Annotated in this window: 15 protein-coding genes; 7 read left to right on the top strand and 8 right to left on the bottom strand. The window is 62.8% G+C overall.

The features are described from left to right. Positions 1 to 4 precede the first annotated feature (4 nt). From J2857_RS06330 to J2857_RS06315, 4 genes are read left to right on the top strand one after another with little or no spacing between them, the layout of a single operon-like run. A complete protein-coding gene (locus tag J2857_RS06330) occupies positions 5 to 835 on the top strand; it encodes an ABC transporter permease (protein WP_210009140.1) in 831 nt (276 codons plus the stop codon). Then, entirely contained in the window at positions 832 to 1,614 is a 783-nt protein-coding gene (locus tag J2857_RS06325) for an ABC transporter ATP-binding protein (RefSeq protein WP_210009138.1), read from the top strand. Before J2857_RS06330 ends, J2857_RS06325 begins: the two co-directional genes overlap by 4 nt. After that, positions 1,611 to 2,408: an ABC transporter ATP-binding protein gene (locus J2857_RS06320; protein WP_210009136.1), complete on the top strand. Its 798-nt coding sequence runs from the start codon at positions 1,611 to 1,613 to the stop codon at positions 2,406 to 2,408. The genes J2857_RS06325 and J2857_RS06320 overlap by 4 nt, the downstream gene beginning before the upstream one ends. Next, positions 2,398 to 3,489 (top strand): pyridoxal-phosphate-dependent aminotransferase family protein, encoded by a 1,092-nt coding sequence (locus J2857_RS06315; protein ID WP_210009134.1) that lies wholly within the window; start codon positions 2,398 to 2,400, stop codon positions 3,487 to 3,489. The genes J2857_RS06320 and J2857_RS06315 overlap by 11 nt, the downstream gene beginning before the upstream one ends. Here J2857_RS06315 and J2857_RS06310 read toward each other — a convergent pair whose 3' ends face one another. Together J2857_RS06310 and J2857_RS06305 are read right to left on the bottom strand one after the other, a co-directional pair. Next, positions 3,490 to 5,046 (bottom strand): VOC family protein, encoded by a 1,557-nt coding sequence (locus J2857_RS06310; protein WP_210009132.1) that lies wholly within the window; start codon positions 5,044 to 5,046, stop codon positions 3,490 to 3,492. Then, positions 5,043 to 5,501: a hypothetical protein gene (locus J2857_RS06305; protein WP_210009130.1), complete on the bottom strand. Its 459-nt coding sequence runs from the start codon at positions 5,499 to 5,501 to the stop codon at positions 5,043 to 5,045. The genes J2857_RS06310 and J2857_RS06305 overlap by 4 nt, the downstream gene beginning before the upstream one ends. Before the next feature lie 36 nt (positions 5,502 to 5,537). On the opposite strand from J2857_RS06305, the gene J2857_RS06300 reads away from it, so the two are divergent. From J2857_RS06300 to J2857_RS06290, 3 genes are read left to right on the top strand one after another with little or no spacing between them, the layout of a single operon-like run. Next, positions 5,538 to 5,816: a hypothetical protein gene (locus tag J2857_RS06300; RefSeq protein WP_210009127.1), complete on the top strand. Its 279-nt coding sequence runs from the start codon at positions 5,538 to 5,540 to the stop codon at positions 5,814 to 5,816. A gap of 20 nt (positions 5,817 to 5,836) precedes the next feature. Further along, positions 5,837 to 7,690, top strand: coding sequence for an ABC transporter ATP-binding protein (locus J2857_RS06295; protein WP_210009126.1), 1,854 nt, complete (start codon positions 5,837 to 5,839; stop codon positions 7,688 to 7,690). 10 nt (positions 7,691 to 7,700) lie between these two features. Beyond that, positions 7,701 to 9,599, top strand: a complete 1,899-nt coding sequence (locus tag J2857_RS06290; protein WP_210009124.1) for an ABC transporter ATP-binding protein — start codon at positions 7,701 to 7,703, stop codon at positions 9,597 to 9,599. A gap of 140 nt (positions 9,600 to 9,739) precedes the next feature. Here the strand turns inward: J2857_RS06290 and mmsB are convergent, their stop codons facing one another. The 6 genes from mmsB to araD1 all read right to left on the bottom strand — a co-directional run bounded on the left by mmsB (position 9,740) and on the right by araD1 (position 17,467). Further along, positions 9,740 to 10,930, bottom strand: a complete 1,191-nt coding sequence (gene mmsB / locus J2857_RS06285) for a multiple monosaccharide ABC transporter permease (protein ID WP_210009122.1) — start codon at positions 10,928 to 10,930, stop codon at positions 9,740 to 9,742. Next, positions 10,930 to 12,489 carry a multiple monosaccharide ABC transporter ATP-binding protein gene (gene mmsA / locus J2857_RS06280; protein ID WP_210009121.1) on the bottom strand — a complete coding sequence of 520 codons (1,560 nt, stop codon included), beginning with the start codon at positions 12,487 to 12,489 and terminating at the stop codon, positions 10,930 to 10,932. The genes mmsB and mmsA overlap by 1 nt, the downstream gene beginning before the upstream one ends. Before the next feature lie 56 nt (positions 12,490 to 12,545). Next, the gene (gene chvE / locus J2857_RS06275; protein WP_245363145.1) at positions 12,546 to 13,577 is read right to left on the bottom strand and encodes a multiple monosaccharide ABC transporter substrate-binding protein; all 1,032 of its coding nucleotides are present in this window, start codon (positions 13,575 to 13,577) and stop codon (positions 12,546 to 12,548) included. 116 nt (positions 13,578 to 13,693) lie between these two features. Continuing rightward, positions 13,694 to 15,538, bottom strand: coding sequence for an IlvD/Edd family dehydratase (locus J2857_RS06270; protein WP_245363143.1), 1,845 nt, complete (start codon positions 15,536 to 15,538; stop codon positions 13,694 to 13,696). A 2-nt stretch (positions 15,539 to 15,540) separates the two neighbouring features. Further along, positions 15,541 to 16,467: a Gfo/Idh/MocA family protein gene (locus J2857_RS06265; protein WP_210009120.1), complete on the bottom strand. Its 927-nt coding sequence runs from the start codon at positions 16,465 to 16,467 to the stop codon at positions 15,541 to 15,543. 7 nt (positions 16,468 to 16,474) lie between these two features. Continuing rightward, a complete protein-coding gene (gene araD1 / locus J2857_RS06260) occupies positions 16,475 to 17,467 on the bottom strand; it encodes an AraD1 family protein (protein ID WP_210010059.1) in 993 nt (330 codons plus the stop codon). Between the last annotated feature and the right edge of the window lie 23 nt (positions 17,468 to 17,490).

The following is a 17,490-nucleotide window of genomic DNA, read 5'->3' as shown; positions in this document are numbered from 1 at the left end:
GTGCATGAGGCTCCTTCGAGATCTGCTCCGGACGCCGGAAGGCGCGATCGGGCTCGGCATTTTGGCGGCTCTGGCGCTCGTCGCGCTGTTTGCGCCTGTGCTGTCGCCGGGTGATCCGCTGCGCATCGCCGGCCGAGCGCTGCTGCCGCCCTTCACCGATCCCGCCTTTCCGCTCGGCACCGACCGGCTCGGCCGCGATGTGCTGGCTGGCATCCTCCATGGAACCCGTACCTCGCTGGCCGTCGGTCTTGCGGCAGCGTTGGCGGCAATTGCCATCGGCCTCTGCGTCGGCTTGACGGCCGGTTTTGCCGGCGGGCTGATCGACGAGGGGCTGATGCGTGTCGTCGATGCCTTCCAGATCGTCCCGAGCTTCCTGCTGGCGCTCGCCTTCGTCAGCGTCATCGGCGCTTCGGTGCCGGTCGTGGTTCTGGCAATCGCGCTCGGTGCCTGGGCCGATCCGGCGCGGCTGACGCGGGCGCAGGTGCTTTCCATCCGCGAGCGGGATTATGTCGCCTCCGCCCGGGTGATCGGCATGCATCCGGCCGAAATCGCCTTCCGGGAGATATTGCCGAACGCTCTGCCGCCGGTTCTGGCGCTCTCCGCCATCATCGTCGCAGCCGCGATCCTGACGGAAGCGGCACTTTCCTTCCTCGGCCTCGGAGATCCGAACGTGGTCACCTGGGGTTCGATGATCGCCGAGGGCCGCAACATCCTGCGCTCCTCGCCGTCGCTGTCGATCTTTCCGGGCATCGCCTTGGTCATCACGGTCATCGGTGTCTACCTGTTCAGCGAAGGCCTCACCAAGGCGTTCGCCGGCCGGAGGCTGGAGCCATGAGCACACTTTGCGAGATCCGTGACCTGACGGTCACCTATCGCGGGCAGAGGATACCGGCGCTGAACCGGATCGACCTCGATATCGTCGCCGGCGAGCGGTTGGCAATCATCGGCGAAAGCGGGTCCGGCAAAAGCACGCTGGCCCGTGCCGTCGCAGGCCTGCTCCCGCTCGGCGCCAAACTGGCAGGTGAAATGCGATGGTCCTCGGGCCAGCCGCCCCTGCCCGGCCGCGATCTTGGTTTCGTTTTCCAGGATCCGTCCTCCAGCCTCAACCCGGTGCTTGATATCGGCGAGCAGGTGGCCGAGGGCGCCCGACGGCATCTTGGTCTTTCATGGAAAACCGCCTATGTCCGCGCGTTAAAAATGCTGGAACGAGTCCGCATTGCGGAGCCGCAAAAGGCGATGCGAGCCTTTCCGCATCAGCTGTCCGGCGGCCAGCGGCAGCGCGTCGCGATTGCCGCAGCACTTGCCGCCAAGCCCGGCATCCTGATTGCCGACGAGGCGACCAGCGCGCTCGATATGGTCGTCCAGGCCGAGATCGTCTCGCTGCTCGACGAACTGGTCCGCGAGGCCGGCATGACGCTCATCTTCATCACCCACGACATCGCGCTGGCCTCGGGTTTTGCGGATCGGGTGGCAATCTTCAAGGATGGCAATCTGGTAGAATCGGGTCTGACCGGAAATGTCCTTGCATCTCCGAGTGAGGCCTACACGAGAACCCTGATCGCCAGCCATCGCGATCTTGCAACGCCACCGCTCATCCGGGAGGCCGCACCGTGACCCTGCTGGCCATCGAGAACCTCTCGAAGCGTTTTTCCTCCGGCGGCCGCGCCGTTGCAGCGGTCGGCGATGTCTCACTGACGCTTGAACCCGGTGAGACGCTCGGCCTCGTCGGCGCCTCGGGCAGCGGCAAATCCACCCTCGCCCGCATCCTGATGCGGCTGCTGCCGGCCGATGCCGGCTCGATCCGCTTCGAGGGCGAGGACTGGCTGTCGCTATCCGGCACCGACCTGCGCCGCCACCGGGCCAGGATGCAGATGGTGTTTCAGGATGTGCTCGGTGCCTTCAATCCGCGTGCGACTGTCGCCTCCGTCCTCGACGATCCGCTGCGCATCCACGACATCGTGCCGAAAGCCGGGCGCGCGCAAGAAATCGCAGCGCTTCTCGATCGCGTCGGCCTGCCCGCGAGTTATGCCGGACGTTCGATCCGCGAGGTTTCCGGCGGCCAGCGGCAGCGCATCGCCATCGCCCGCGCCATCGCCACCAAGCCGTCGCTGATCGTGCTCGATGAGGCGGTATCGGCGCTGGATGTCTCGATCCGCGGCAGGATTCTGGAACTGCTGGTCGAATTGCAGGAGGAACGCGGTATCAGCTATCTTTTCGTCTCGCACGATCTCGCCGTCCTGCGCGCCGTCTCCCACCGGATCGCCGTCATGGAGGCCGGGCGGCTGGTCGAGACCGGGCCGATGCGGCAGGTGATCGAAAACCCGCAATCGCCAGCGGCAAAGGCCCTGGTCAATGCCGTGCCGCGCCTCGTGACACAACCAACGGAAGGCCCATTCCATGACGTTTGACCGCTGGAACCCGCTGAACGACGTGCCATCCTTTCCCGCCGTGCGTTACGCCGCGATCGCCGACCGGATCGGCAGGATCCTGAAGACCCGCAACGATGTGCTGCTGATCCAGGCGGAAGCCGTCGTCGCGCTGGAGGCTGCAGCCCTCAGCCTCGCCCGGCCCGGCCTGAAGGCGATCAATATCGTCACCAGCATGTATGGCGGGTGGTTCGGCACCTGGCTGCGCCGCGGCGGCGCCGAGGTCGTCGATCTCTCGGCCGAAGCAGCCCGCCCGATTACGCTGGAAGCCGTGCAGGCGGCGCTCGATGCCCATCCGGACATCGAGGTCCTGTCGCTCGTCCATGCGGAATCGGCGAGCGGCATCCGCAATCCGCTGGAGGAGATCATTGCCTTCACTCGCTCTCGCGGCATCGTGACGGTGGTGGACGCGGTCGCCTCCATCGGGGGTCATGCGCTTAACATCGACGAGCTCGGCATCGACATCGCAGTCATCGGACCGCAGAAAGCACTTGCCGGACCCGCCGGGCTTTCGGCGCTCTCCGTCAGCCCTGCTGCCTGGAAACTGATCTCAAAACCGGGCGGTCCAAGGGATTCGATCCTCTCGCTTCTCGACCAGAAGGCCTGGTTGGACGCCGGCCGCGGTGCCCTTCCCGGCACCACCGCGCCGCTCGAATTTTTCGCACTCGAGGCAGCCCTCAATCGCGTCGAGGCGGAGGGCGTCGATGCGATCGTCGCCCGGCATGTGCGCGCCGCCCGCGCGACCCGCGCGGCACTCGCTGCCATGGGCGCAGAGCTCTGGATCGACGCCCTGCACGGCTCGAACCTGCTGACCACGGCCAGGCTTCCGAACGGCGCCGATCCGGCCGCCCTTCTGTCCGTTGCGCCGGGCAGCATCGAGCTTTCCGCCGGCGTCGGCCCCGGCGCCGAACGGCTGATCCGGCTCAACCACACCGGCCAGCGAGCCCGTTTCGACATCGTGCTCGGCAACCTGACGGCCTATGGCATGGCGCTTCGAAGGCGAGGGTTCAAGGCGGACATCTCCGCCGCCGTCGATGCGATCGCGCTGCATTACGGCGATTGATCAGAAGCCTTTTTCGATCAGCCAGCCACGGGAGATCATCTCATCCTCGATGCCGATGCCATGGTTGGCGTCGAGCTTTCTGGCGGTGAGTTCCGCGCCCGCGGTGCAAAGCCGCTCTTCGAGTTCCTCGGCCAGGGACCCGTAAAAATCGTCGGTGGCGCTGAGCGACAGGACGTGAGTACCTGAAAGATCGACGGCCGGCCGATCCTCCAGGCAGTTCATCGACCGCAGCAGGACCGCCCTGCGGATCAGGCCCGGATGAAGCTGCATCACCGCGCCGATCATGTTGCCACCGTTCGACCAGCCGGCAAAGGCCGTCCGCGCCGGATCGACTCCATAGGCCGGACCCAGCTCCTCCACGAAGGCGACGAAAGCCTCCGCTTCGGAAGCAATCTCCCTCTGGTCGAACGTCGTCTGCGTAAAGCGACGAAAATATCGCGGATGTCCCTCGTCGGTCGATCGCCCGCGTACCCCGATCAGCATGGCGTTTGGAGCCGCCTTGCGTCCGAAAGGCAGCATGGTCGTTTCATTGCCGCCCGTGCCATGCAGCAGCACCAGCGTCGAACCGTCCCATCTCTCCGGCATATGGATGCGATGCACGAAAGGCAGGTCGCGATAGATGATGCGCTCCTCGCCCGGCAGGCCGAACTGCGGCAGCATCACCCGCAGGACGTCGTGGTCTTCCTTGAAATGCGCCGGGATGAACAGTTTTGACCCCAGCGTTTCAAGTGACTCGTCGGCCGTGAAACCCGGCCCGTCCGTCGCAAGTTCGATCAGCGTGCCGGACGGTTCGCGGACATAGAGCGAATAGAAATAATGCCGGTCGTGCATATTCATCTCGCCGGCGTCCTCAGCCAGCAATCCCGCATGCACCGCCTCGACCTGGGGCCGGTCGACGGCGCGGAAGGCGATATGGTCGATCGTGCCGGTGCCAGGCGCTGCAGTCCAAAAACCGCCTGCGTCACGGACATCGACGATATCCTGCGCATCCGACACCAGCCGCTGGATATTGCCGTCCTTCGGCCCGAGCCGCAACCCCATATGGCGCGTCAGGAATTCAGCCGTCTTTTCCGGCTTTTCGGAAAGGATCGTCGCACCGTAGAGCCTGCGGATCGCATCGGCCTCGCTTATGCCACCACCGCTCCACCAGACCCAGGGCACCGTGCCCTCGACGCCGACCAGCTTGACGATGATGCCGTCCGGGTCGGTCAGCCGCAGCACTGGTTCGCCGAACTCCTGGGCCGGGCCGGAAAGCTTGACGTTGAACTGCAGCGCCCGCGTCAGCCAGAAACCGATTGCTTCCGGCGCAATCGCAAAGCTGATCTCGCTCGGCGCGCCATGCCCAACGCGCCCGAGCGAGCCGTCTTCCCAGGCCAAAAAGGTGACGAGCGAACCAGGCGTCGCCGCCCCGTCTCCGTAAAACAGATGAAGCTGACGGGCGTCCTCGAAACCGGCCGTCCGCTTGACGAGCCTGAGGCCGAGGAAGCCCGCATAGAAGTCGACATTCGCCTGAATCTTGCGAGTGATGGCGGTGATGTGATGCAGGCCGCTGGTCATGCGAGAGTCGAACCCTTTTCATGTCGAACAAGAACCGTCTTGAAACCGATCAGATAACGGTATTCATCGCGCGCCTGCATCTCGTCGAGCGTCTCGAGCGCCGGCGCATCGATGCTGCGGGAAAGATGCAGCACCCGCCCGTCGTCGACGCAGAGCCCCACATGCGCACCCCAGATCTTCGGCTGGTTGTGCACGAGCACGATGTCGAACGGCTGCATAGCCTCCGAAACCTTCGTGTGGACCGTGTCTTCCCAAAGCTCTCTCGAACGGAAATCCGGAATCTCGAAGCCGTGATGCCGGAGCAGCGAGAAGACGTATTGCTGGCAATTGGCGCCCCCCTCCACATCGCGAACGGCCGGCGCGCCGGGAAAATGGTCGGCATTGTAGCGCACGTCCCGGAAGCGCTTCGGGATCTCGATGGGCGAACGGGAAAGGTCGAGTCTGTCATCGGTCATGGCCGGACGATATCAGCCCGAACCCGAGCAAGCGATATGGACGAGGATAAAAAGAACCCGCTCCGTTTTGCGGATCATGTTTCGACATTCGCCGCGGGCATGCTTTCGCACCGCATCCGCCTTGCTCAGGCACTGAAATACCGCGAGGCTGCGTGCCAAAAATTCAGGCGCCACACAGCTCAAAAAATCACCACAAGGGGCTCGGTTTTTGGTCCAAATCGGTTGACTGATCAGCACCATTATGCAGGCTACATTCAGGTCCCGAATCTTCATCTCATAATGGCCGTCTTTCCGGATATTTTTCCGGCTCTGTAATTCATTTTTGGAATAAACCCGTGAGCAGCGATGCAACAGTTCGCGTCGCGAAGCCGTCGGCTTCGTTGGCGCTGGTGAATGCGGCAGGTTGGGGCAAAGGCTTCTCCATATTGACCCGCATTACCGTCATGGCCTTCCGTCATCCGTGGCAATCGAGCTTCGCGATCGGCGCGACCCTGATCGCCTCCGCGTTCCAGCTGATGATCCCGCGGCTGCTTGGGCAAGCGGTGGACCACACGCAGGTGGCGCTGACAGGCGGCGATGCCGGCCAGGCGGCCCAGGACGCGCTGTTGACGACCGCGCTTCTGCTGCTCGGCGCCAGCGTGCTGCGCGGCGTCTTCACCCTGTTCCAGAACTATTTCAGCGAGGCGGTCGGTCATCACATGGGCTATCGCCTGAGACTCGCCTGTTACGAGAAGATCCAGCGGCTGTCCTTCAGCTTCCACGACAGCATGCATTCGGGCGACCTGATCACCGTCGGGCTTCTCGATCTCGAAGGCGTGCGCATGTATTTCTCGACCGCGCTGGTGCGCATGGTCCTCCTGACGGTGCTGATCGGTTTCGGCGCCTATCTTCTTCTGTCGACCGACGTGGTCCTCGGCCTGCTCGCCTTGAGCTTCGTGCCCTTCGTCGGCTGGCGCTCGTCGGTGACGCAGCTGCGGCTGCGCGCCACCTGGCTCGACCTGCAGGAACGGCTTTCCGTGCTCACCCGCGTCATGGAAGAAAACCTCGGCGGCATCCGTGTCGTGCGCGCCTTCGCCGCCCAGGATCACGAGCTCGACAAGTTCGAGACCGCATCCAAAAGCGCAGTGTCGCTGGCGCATCAGCGCGTCGGCATCCGGGTCGCCAATACCAGCGCCATGACGCTGTCCTTCTTCGCCGCCATGGGTCTCGTACTCTGGGTCGGCGGCACCAAGGTGATGGCAGGCGAGATGACCGTCGGCACACTCACCTCCTTCCTCACCTTCATGACCATCCTGCAAATGCCGGTGCGGCAGCTCGGCCTGATGGTCAATGCCTTTGCACGCGCCTCCACCTGCGGCGCCCGCCTCTTCGAACTGCTCGACCTGGATATCTCCATCAAGGACGAGAAGGGCGCCAGGGAGCTGAAGGTCACCGACGGCACGCTGCGGTTCGAGAATGTCGGTTTCGCCTATCCGGCCGCCGAGAACCATCAGGTCCTGACCGGCGTTTCCTTCGAGGCCAAGCGCGGCGAGACGATCGGCATCGTCGGCCCGCCCGGCAGCGGTAAATCCACGATGGCCCACCTCATCCCGCGTTTCTACGATGTCACGGGCGGCAGGATCACCATCGACGGCCAGGATATCCGCCGCGCCACGCTACAATCGCTGCGCCGGTCGGTGGCCGTGGTCCAGCAGGACAGTTTCCTGTTCACGACGACGATCGAGAACAATATCGCCTATGGCGATCCGTGGGCGAAGGAAGGCCGCATCGAGCGCGCCAGCGAAAGCGCCCAGCTTCATAACTACGTGCTCGGCCTGCCGACCGGTTACGGCACGGTTGTCGGCGAACGCGGTGTTTCGCTGTCGGGCGGCCAGCGCCAGCGCCTGTCGATCGCCCGCGCGCTGATGCTGCGCCCGGCGGTGATGGTGTTCGACGATTCGACGGCGGCGATCGACGCCGGCACCGAACAGCGTATCCGCAGCGCCATGCGCAGATACGCAGCCGACCGGGTGACGATCATCGTCGCCCACCGGCTGAGCTCTCTGATGCATGCCGACCGGATTCTGTTCATGGAAGAAGGCCGCATCGTCGAAAGCGGAACGCACGACGAGCTGCTTGCGCTCGGCGGCCGCTACAAGGCGCTTTACGATCTGCAGGTACGTCCGGGCGACGACGCGCTCAGCGCCTGAGGGAGGATTTATGGCCGAGGAACTAGAAACCGAACGCTCCGACGTTCGCGAAGACGGCAGGCGCCCGCCCCGCGCGGTGGTAGGCTCCCACCGCATCGAAGAGGAAATCTTCGGCAAGGTCTTCGACAAAAATATCGTCAAGCGCATCTGGGCCTTCGTGCGCCCCTACCGCACCAAGATCTACTGGGCCGTGCTGGCCGTGCTCTGTTTCACGGCGATGCAGCTTCTCATCCCGCTGATCATTCGTTACGCGATCGACCACGGCATGCAGGCGGGCAGCGACAGCCAGTCGGTGCTGATCTGGTCGATCGTCGCCTTCCTCGTGGCGATCCTCATCAATTTCGGCGCAAGCTATGCGCAGGAGACGCTGGTCGGCGGCGTTGCCGAAGACGTGCTCTTCGATATCCGCAAGGCGATGTTCACGCATCTGCAGCGCGTCTCGCTTTCATGGATGGACAAGACGGAGGTTGGCCGCCTGATGTCGCGCCTGCAGGGCGACGTGAATTCGATGCAGGAATTCCTGGAAACCTCGGTTCTTTCGGTCGGCGATATCACGCTGCTATTCGGCATCGTCTTCGTCATGCTGACGCTCGATTTCAAGCTCGGCCTGCTGACGCTCTGCGCCCTGCCCGTCCTCTTCGTCGTCCGCCTCTTCTGGCTGCCGCGCGCGCGAAAGTCGTTCATGGCCGCGCATGAGACCAATTCGATCGCCAACGGTGCGCTTGCCGAAGCCATCCATGGCGTGCGCGCAGTCCAGAGCATGGACCGCCAGAGCGTCAACTTCATACTCTATGACGACAAGGCCCGCGCCAACCTCAACACGCATCTGAATGCCGCCAAATACGCTCAAGTGATGGTGCCGATCGTCGATTCGCTGACCGGCCTGGCGATGGCTCTCGTCGTCGTGGTCGGCGGTGCCCGCGTGCTGAACCAGGCGCTCGACGTCGGCGTCATGGTCGCCTTCCTCTTCTACATCCAGCGTTTCTTCGACCCGATCCGGTCACTGACGCTGCAATATTCGGTGATGCAACGCGCCATGGCATCGGGCCAGCGCCTGACCGAAGTGCTGGACGTGCCGGTCGACGTCCAAGACGCGCCGAACGCCAAGGTCCTCACTTCGGACATGGACGGCTCGGTCGAGTTCAAGGACGTGGTGTTCGGCTACAATCCCAAGCACCCGGTGTTGAAACATGTGAGCTTCAAGGTGAACCCGGGCGAAACGGTCGCACTGGTCGGCCCGACGGGTTCGGGCAAGTCGAGCTGCATGTCGCTGATCCATCGTTTCTACGACGTTCAGCAGGGCCAGGTTCTGGTCGGCGGCCACGACGTGCGCGACCTGACGCAGGAATCGCTCGGCCGGCAGATCGCCATGGTGCTCCAGGAACCCTTCCTGTTCACCGGCACGGTGTTCGAAAACATCCGCTACCACAAGACCGATGCGACACGCGAACAGGTGATCGAGGCGGCAAAGGCGGTTGGCGCCCATGACTTCATCATGCGTATGCCCGACGGTTACGAAAGCATCCTCGGCCAGCGCGGCGGCAATCTTTCGCTCGGCCAGCGACAACTCCTGAGCTTTGCCCGCGCATTGGTGGCCGACGCGAAAATCCTGGTGCTCGACGAAGCGACCGCTAATATCGACAGCTATACGGAAATGCTGATCCAGAAGGCGCTGGTAAAACTGCTCGAAGGCCGCACGGGGCTCGTCATCGCCCATCGCCTTGCTACCATCCGCGAGGCCGACCGGATCATCGTTCTGCAGAACGGCGAGCTGATCGAAAGCGGCAATCACCGCGAGCTGATGAAGAACGAAAAGCTCTATTCGAAGCTCTACAACCTCAACTACTCGTCCTTCGACGACATCCCGGAAGATGTCATCGAAGAGGCCGTGACCGAGTCTGCGACCTGAAGCGGGTTTCGACCGTCCCTCCCTCCTTCGCCCCCCGAAGCCAGCGCGGTAAAACAGGCCAGAACACAAAAAAGCCCGGAAGCGTCTGACGCATCCGGGCTTTCAAGTTTCATGGAACAATCTTGAAGGAAAGCGGCGCCTCAGCGCCGCTGGTTGTAGACGTCGACGCAGACGGCGCCGAGCAGGACGAGGCCCTTGATCACCTGCTGGTAGTCGATGCCGATGCCGAGGATCGACATGCCGTTGTTCATCACGCCCATCAGAAAGGCGCCGATGACCGCGCCCGTCACCTTGCCGACGCCGCCATAGGCGGATGCGCCGCCGATGAAGCAGGCCGCGATGACATCCAGCTCGAACCCGGTACCGGCCTTCGGCGTGGCGCTGTTCAGGCGTGCCGCGACGACGAGCCCGCCGAGAGCCGCAAGGACGCCCATGTTGACGAAGGTGAGGAACACCAGCCGGGTCGTCTTGATGCCGGAAAGCTCGGCTGCACGGGCATTGCCGCCGACCGCGTAGATCTGACGGCCGATCACGGTGCGGGTGGTCAGGAAGCTATAGGCGGCGATCAGCACCGCCATGATGATCAGCACGTTCGGCATGCCGCGATGCGACGAGATCAGGAAGGCGATATAGCCGACGCCTGCGAGGATCAGCAGGTTCTTGGCGACGAAGAAGCCGAACGGCTCCGTCTCGACGCCATGCGAAACGCGCCGCTTGCGGCTCGCGAAATTCTGCACGATGAGGATCACCGCAAGCACCAGCCCGAGCAGGAACGAGGTGATGTAGAGGCCGCTGGCCGACGAGATCAGCTCGACGACATAACCGGACGAAAGCTTCTGGAAAATCGTCGGGAACGGGCCGATTGCTTGACTGCCGAGGATGGCGATCATCAGGCCGCGGAAGACCAGCATGCCCGCGAGCGTCACGATGAAGGACGGTATCTTGAAATAGGCGACGAAATAGCCCTGGATCGCCCCGATCAGGCCGCCGACGGCAAGGCTGATAACGATAACGACAGCGAAATTGAGGCCCCACTGGACCATCAGCAACCCGGCAAAGCCGCCGATGAAGCCCGCAACCGAACCCACCGACAGGTCGATATGGCCGGTGACGATCACCATCAGCATGCCGAGCGCCATGATGACGATATAGGAGTTCTGCAGCACGATATTGGTGACGTTGAGCGGTTTCAGGAGAACGCCGTCCGTGGCGATCTGAAAGAACACCACGATAACTACGAGCGAAATCAGCATGCCGAAGTCGCGGAGATTGTCCTTCAGAAAACTGGTCACCTTCGGCGGTGCCGCAACTGCTTCCTGGGGCGTACTCATTATTCTCTCCCTTTGCGCCGCATGATGGCGCGCATGATATTTTCTTGCGTGGCCCCTTCGCCGGACACTTCACCGACGAACGCACCTTCGTGCATGACCATGATACGGTCGCAAATGCCGATCAGTTCGGGCATTTCCGACGAGATGACGATCACCGCCTTGCCGGCATCGGCAAGCTCGTTGATGATCGTATAGATCTCATATTTCGCACCGACATCGATGCCGCGCGTCGGCTCGTCGAGGATCAGCACCTCCGGCCCGGTGAACAGCCATTTGGAGAGGACGACCTTCTGCTGGTTGCCGCCCGAGAGTTTGCCGGTTTCCTGATAGACATTGTGGCTGCGGATGCGCATCCGACCGCGGAATTCCTGCGCGACCTTCATCTCGGCAATGTCATCGATGACGCCGCGCGAGGAAACGCCGCTCAGATGGGCGAGCGAGACGTTCTTGCGGATATCTTCCTGCAGGATGAGGCCGAGTTGCTTGCGGTCTTCCGTCACATAAGCGAGGCCGGCCTTGATCGCCTTGTGGACGTCGGAAAGGTCGAGTTCCTTGCCATGCAGCTTCGCAGTGCCGGTGACGTGGCGCCCCCAGGACCGGCCGAACAGGCTCATCGCGAATTCGGTGCGCCCGGCCCCCATCAATCCGGAGATGCCGACGATCTCGCCGGCCCGCACCTTCAGCGAGACGTTCTTCACGACCTGCCGGTCCGAGTGCATCGGATGATAGGCCGACCAGTTCTCGACTTCGAAAATGACGTCCCCGATTTTCGGGTCGCGCTTCGGATAGCGGCTTTCCAGATCGCGATCGACCATGCGCCGCACGATCTCGTCTTCGTCGACCGGGCCGGCATGGCAATCCATGGTGCCGACCGTGCGGCCGTCACGAAGCACCGTGATACGGTCGGCGACTTCGGTGATCTCGTTGAGCTTGTGGGAGATCATGATCGAGGTAATGCCGTTGCGGCGGAATTCCTTGAGCAGTTCCAAAAGCGCCGCACTGTCCGTCTCGTTGAGCGACGCGGTCGGCTCGTCGAGGATCAGTAGCCGCACGTCCTTGGACAGCGCCTTGGCGATTTCGACCAGCTGCTGCTTGCCGACGCCGATATTGGTGATCAGCGTGTCCGGCTGTTCGGTAAGCCCCACCTTTGCAAGCAATGCCTGGGTGCGCTTATGCCGTTCGCTTCGGTCGATCACCCCGCGGCTCGCCGGCGGATTGGTCAGGAAGATGTTTTCCGCGATCGACATCAGCGGAATGAGCGCCAGTTCCTGATGGATGATGATGATGCCGAGCTTTTCGGAATCGTTGATGTCGCGGAAGTGCCGCTCCTCGCCGCCGAAAAAGATGGAGCCCTCGTAGGAACCGTGCGGATAAACGCCGGAAAGCACTTTCATGAGGGTGGATTTGCCAGCGCCGTTTTCGCCGACGAGGGCATGGATCTCACCCTCCTGAACGGCAAAGCTGACATCGGAAAGCGCCTTTACGGCGCCAAAGCTCTTCGAAATCGCCCGCATCTCGAGGATGGGTGGCTTTTCGGCAAGCGGAACGGGATCGAGCATGATCACTCCGAAAAAAGGGTCCGCGCGGCAGAATACCACCGCGCGGATTAAAAGGCTTACTTAAGCTGCGATTCCTTGTAGTAACCGCCATCCACCAGAACCTGCTTCCAGTTGGTCTTGTCAACCACGACCGGCTTCAGGAGGTATGACGGAACGACCTTCTTGCCGTTGTCATAGGTCTTGGTGTCGTTGACAACAGGCTCCTTGCCGCTCATCGCAGCATCGACCATGTCGACGGTGACCTTGGCAAGATCGCGGGTGTCCTTGAAGATCGTCGAATACTGTTCGCCGGCAATGATCGACTTGACGGACGGAACTTCAGCATCCTGGCCGGTAACGATCGGCATCGCCTGACCGCCCGAACCGTAACCGACGCCCTTCAGCGACGACAGGATGCCGATCGAGATGCCGTCATAGGGAGACAGAACGCCGTCCAGCTTCTTGCCGGAATAGGTTGAGGAGAGGATCGCGTCCATGCGGGCCTGGGCGGTTGCCGGGTCCCAGCGCAGCGTTGCGACCTTGTCCATGCCGACCTGGCCGGAGCCGACCTTCAGCACGCCCTTGTCGATCAGCGGCTGAAGCACGCTCATTGCGCCGTTGTAGAAGAAGAAGGCGTTGTTGTCGTCCGGCGAGCCGCCGAAGAGCTCGATGTTGAACGGCCCCTTTTCGGTGTCGGCCTTGAGACCCTTCACCAGCGAAGTCGCCTGCTGGACGCCGACCTGGAAATTGTCGAAGGTGGCGTAGTAGCTGACGTTCGGGGTATCGCGGATCAGGCGGTCATAGGCGATGACCTTGATCTTCTGGTCGGCGGCCTGCTGCAACACGTCGGAAAGCGTCGTGCCGTCGATCGAGGCGATGACGAGAACCTTGGCGCCCTTGGTGATCATGTTTTCGATCTGCGCGAGCTGGTTCGGGATATCGTCTTCAGCGTACTGAAGATCGGTCTTGTAACCGCGCTCTTTCAGAACCTTGACCATGTTATCGCCGTCCGCGATCCAGCGGGCGGAAGACTTGGTCGGCATGGCGACGCCGACGAGGCCCTTTTCCTGGGCGCTGGCCGGAGCCGCGATGACCATACCAGCCAGCATGGCTGCGGTCGCGAGATATTTGAACATTCGCATGGATTACTCCTCCTTTGGAGCGGCTCCCTTCGAGCCGCCAATCTTGTATAAGGGCGGTCCCCGCCGCCCTGGGGACCGAAAGGTCAGTGATTGTCGCGCGGAATGCCGTTGGTCTGGGCAATCCGCTGGTATTTGACGGCCGGCTCCAGAACTGCGCCGGTTTCGAGCTGGCCGACATAGTTGCGCTGGATTTCCTGCCAGGGCGTCTGATGCTTCGGGTACTGGTAACCTCCGTCAGCCTCCAGGGCCTTGCGGCGCTCGGCCATCTCCTCGTCGGAGATCAGGATGTCCGCGGTGCCGCGACCGACATCGATGCGCACGCGGTCCCCGGTCCGCAGGATGGCAAGACCACCGCCAGCGGCAGCTTCCGGTGAAGCGTTGAGGATCGAGGGGCTGCCCGACGTTCCCGACTGGCGACCGTCGCCGATGCAGGCAAGCGACGAGATACCCTGCTTCAGGAGATAGTCCGGCGCGCGCATGTTGACGACTTCGGCCGCACCCGGATACCCGATCGGGCCGGCGCCGCGCATGAACAGGACCGTATGCGCGTCGATTTCAAGCGACGGATCGTCGATCCGGTGATGGTAATCCTCCGGCCCGTCGAACACGACCGCCCTGCCCTCGAAGGCCTCCGGATCGTTCGGGTTGGAAAGATAACGCTGGCGGAATTCCGGCGAGATGACGCTGGTCTTCATGATCGCCGACGAGAACAGGTTGCCGCGCAGCACCCGGAAGCCAGCATGGGCCTTCAAAGGTTCGTCATAGCGGCGGATGACCTTCTCGTCTTCGATGATCGCGCCACGGCAGTTCTCGCCGATGGTCTTGCCGTTGACCGTCATCGCGTCCTCATGGATGAGGCCCTGGGTCATCAGCTGGTTGACGACGGCCGGAACACCGCCTGCATGATAATAGTCCTCGCCGAGATATTCGCCGGCCGGCTGCAGATTGACGAGCAGCGGCACTTCCTCGCCGTAGGCCTGCCAGTCGTCGACCGTGAGCTCCACGCCGATGTGACGGGCGAGCGCGTTCAGATGGATCGGCGCATTGGTCGAACCGCCGATCGCCGAATTGACGCGGATGGCGTTGATGAAGGCTTCCTTGGTGAGAATATCGGAGGGCTTCAGGTCTTCCTTGACCATCTCGACGATGCGAAGGCCGGTCAGATAGGAGACTTCCTGCCGGTCGCGATAGGGCGCCGGGATCGCCGCCGAACCCGGAAGCTGCATGCCGAGCGCTTCGGCAAGCGAATTCATCGTGGTTGCCGTACCCATCGTGTTGCAATAGCCGGTGGACGGCGCCGAGGAGGCGACGAGCTTCACGAAGCCCGCATAGTCGATCTCGCCCTTGGCCAGCAGCTCGCGCGCCTTCCAGACGATGGTGCCGGAGCCGGTGCGCTCGCCGCGGAACCAGCCGTTCAGCATCGGACCGACCGACAGCGCGATCGCCGGAATGTTGACGGTGGCCGCCGCCATCAGACAGGCCGGCGTGGTCTTGTCGCAGCCGATCGTCAAAACGACGCCATCGAGCGGATAGCCGTAGAGCACTTCCACGAGGCCGAGATAGGCAAGGTTGCGGTCAAGGCCGGCGGTTGGACGCTTGCCCGTTTCCTGGATGGGGTGCACCGGGAATTCGATGGCGATGCCGCCTGCCTCGCGGATACCCTCGCGCAGACGATGTGCCAGTTCCAGGTGATGCCGATTGCACGGCGAAAGATCGGAACCCGTCTGGGCGATGCCGATGATCGGCCGGTCGGATTGCAGTTCGGCCTGGCTGAGACCGAAATTCATGTAGCGCTCGAGATAGAGCGCCGTCATGTCGACATTCGACGGGTTGTCGAACCATGCGCGAGAGCGGAGCTTTCTGGCCGCCTGGCGACCCTTGTCGGTTTCGGCGATCTCGTTCGAGGTTACGTTTTCGGAATTGGTCATCATCAGTCCTCAAATACGTCTGTTTGAATGCGCCGGCCCAGCATAAAGGCATCGGCGACATGCACCAGCGGCGAGAAATCGGTGTCACTGCGGCCTTCGGCCACAAGCGCCACGAAATCACGATAGAGATTGCGGTATTCCCTGTCTTCCTCGACGATCGCGCTTTTGCCATCGACGAAAAGGCGGCTGCCGCCATGGGTCAGAACGATCGGACCCTCGTCGGTCTCGACGCGGATATCCCAGGTCTGCGGCCCGGTCTGGCGCCAGTCGAATTCGGCAGAGACCGGAACGCCACCGTCGGTCTCGAACGAGAGGCTTGCCGCAATCGGCGCCGCCCGGTCGGCCGGGAAGGTCAATTCGGAACGGGTGAGGTGAAAGCTCTCCGGCAGGATGCGCGTGACGATCGACAGCGCGTTGATGCCGGGATCGAAGACGCCGAGGCCGCCCGGCTCCCAGATCCAGGCCTGGCCGGGATGCCAATGACGGACGTCTTCCTTCCATTCCACCGCGACGCTGCGAATCCTGCGTTTGGCAAGCAGCGCCCGCGCCGGCTCGACAGCAGCAGCCGCGCGCGAATGCCAGGTTGAAAACAGCGAGACGCCTTTTTCCTTGGCGAGCTTCTCCAGCGCGTAGACTTCCGAAAGCGTCGCACCCGGCGGCTTTTCGAGCATCACATGCTTGCCGGCTTCGAGTGCCGCCTTTGCCTGCTCGAAGCGCCCTACTGGCGGCGTACAGAGAGAGACCGCATCGAACGCGACGTCCGAGGCGAGCAGATCGCCGATCTCATGGAAACAGGCGATGTCCTCGAGCTTGGCGTGGCGGCTGGCGACTGCCACGAGTTCGATGCCGTCGGTCGCTTCGATCGCGCCGAGATGCTGATCCCTGGCGATCTTTCCAAGCCCGACGATGGCGATGCGGATGGGAGCCATGGCCGCCTCAGAGCTTCTTGATCGTCACGGGCGCATCCGCCGCGACAGTCAGCCGGTTGACGAGCGGCAGCTTGAAGGGGGCCGCGGAAATCTCGAAAACGTCGCCCGGCTCCGTCTTGATTCCCTCGGAGAACGACAGCGTCGCCGTTCCGAAGAAATGCACATGCAGATCGCCCGGCTGGCGGAAGATATCGTATTTGAAATTATGATGTTCGAGGTTGGCGATCGTGTGCGACATGTTCGCCTCGCCGGACAGGAACGGCTTTTCGAAGATCACCTCGTCGCCGCGCCGCACGCGCGATGTGCCTTCCACGTGGTCCGGCAGGTCGCCGACCAGAAGTTCCGCGCCGAGGGCGGCCTGGCGCAGCTTGGAATGGGCGAGCCAGAGATAGTTGCCCTTTTCCGTCACGTGGTCCGAAAATTCGTTGGCGAGACAGAAGCCCAGCCGGAAGGGCGTGCCGTCCGGACCAATCAGGTAGATCCCCGCCAGTTCCGGCTCCTCGCCGCCATCGAGCGCGAAGGCCGGCGACACGAGATCGCTGCCGGTGGCGCGAAGCTGAGAACCATTGCCCTTGTAGAACCATTCCGGCTGCACGCCGGCCTCGCCGGGTTTCGGCTTGCCGCCTTCGACGCCCATCAGGAACATACGCATCGAATCGGTCGGCTTTTCAGTCGCCTGCGCCGCCTTGTGCATCTTGTCGCGACCGTCGGCCGAGCCGAGATGCGTCAAACCGGTGCCCGCGACGATGAAATGTGCCGGGTCCGGATGGGTGATCGGCAGGCCAAGGCGCCCCTCGCTCGTGGCCTTTTCGAGGTCGACGACATCGCCGAGACCGGCCGCGTCGATCCGCTGAGCCAAGGTCTGGCCGGCGGCAATCGCCTGGCGGGCAAGCTCGTAGGTGGACGAAACGCCCTTGACAGCACGGGCAGCACCTTCGCCATCCCATGCGACAACAATAGACGCATCAGCGCCATCCAAGACCTGAAGAACCCGCAACATCGATTTCATCACCCAAATGCTTC

The sequence above is a fragment of the Neorhizobium galegae genome, from assembly GCF_017877055.1.
GTDB classification, from domain to species: domain Bacteria; phylum Pseudomonadota; class Alphaproteobacteria; order Rhizobiales; family Rhizobiaceae; genus Neorhizobium; species Neorhizobium galegae_D.
This window is presented reverse-complemented; position numbering and strand designations above follow the sequence as displayed.

Bases quoted from the DNA above. Each gene is read 5' to 3' on its own strand.
- J2857_RS06330 (WP_210009140.1), top strand. From the start codon at position 5: ATGAGGCTCCTTCGAGATCTGCTCCGGACGCCGGAAGGCGCGATCGGG.
- J2857_RS06325 (WP_210009138.1), top strand. From the start codon at position 832: ATGAGCACACTTTGCGAGATCCGTGACCTGACGGTCACCTATCGCGGG.
- J2857_RS06315 (WP_210009134.1), top strand. From the start codon at position 2,398: ATGACGTTTGACCGCTGGAACCCGCTGAACGACGTGCCATCCTTTCCC.
- J2857_RS06310 (WP_210009132.1), bottom strand. From the start codon at position 5,046: ATGACCAGCGGCCTGCATCACATCACCGCCATCACTCGCAAGATTCAG.
- J2857_RS06305 (WP_210009130.1), bottom strand. From the start codon at position 5,501: ATGACCGATGACAGACTCGACCTTTCCCGTTCGCCCATCGAGATCCCG.
- J2857_RS06300 (WP_210009127.1), top strand. From the start codon at position 5,538: ATGGACGAGGATAAAAAGAACCCGCTCCGTTTTGCGGATCATGTTTCG.
- J2857_RS06290 (WP_210009124.1), top strand. From the start codon at position 7,701: ATGGCCGAGGAACTAGAAACCGAACGCTCCGACGTTCGCGAAGACGGC.
- mmsB (WP_210009122.1), bottom strand. From the start codon at position 10,930: ATGAGTACGCCCCAGGAAGCAGTTGCGGCACCGCCGAAGGTGACCAGT.
- mmsA (WP_210009121.1), bottom strand. From the start codon at position 12,489: ATGCTCGATCCCGTTCCGCTTGCCGAAAAGCCACCCATCCTCGAGATG.
- chvE (WP_245363145.1), bottom strand. From the start codon at position 13,577: ATGCTGGCTGGTATGGTCATCGCGGCTCCGGCCAGCGCCCAGGAAAAG.
- J2857_RS06270 (WP_245363143.1), bottom strand. From the start codon at position 15,538: ATGACCAATTCCGAAAACGTAACCTCGAACGAGATCGCCGAAACCGAC.
- J2857_RS06265 (WP_210009120.1), bottom strand. From the start codon at position 16,467: ATGGCTCCCATCCGCATCGCCATCGTCGGGCTTGGAAAGATCGCCAGG.
- araD1 (WP_210010059.1), bottom strand. From the start codon at position 17,467: ATGTTGCGGGTTCTTCAGGTCTTGGATGGCGCTGATGCGTCTATTGTT.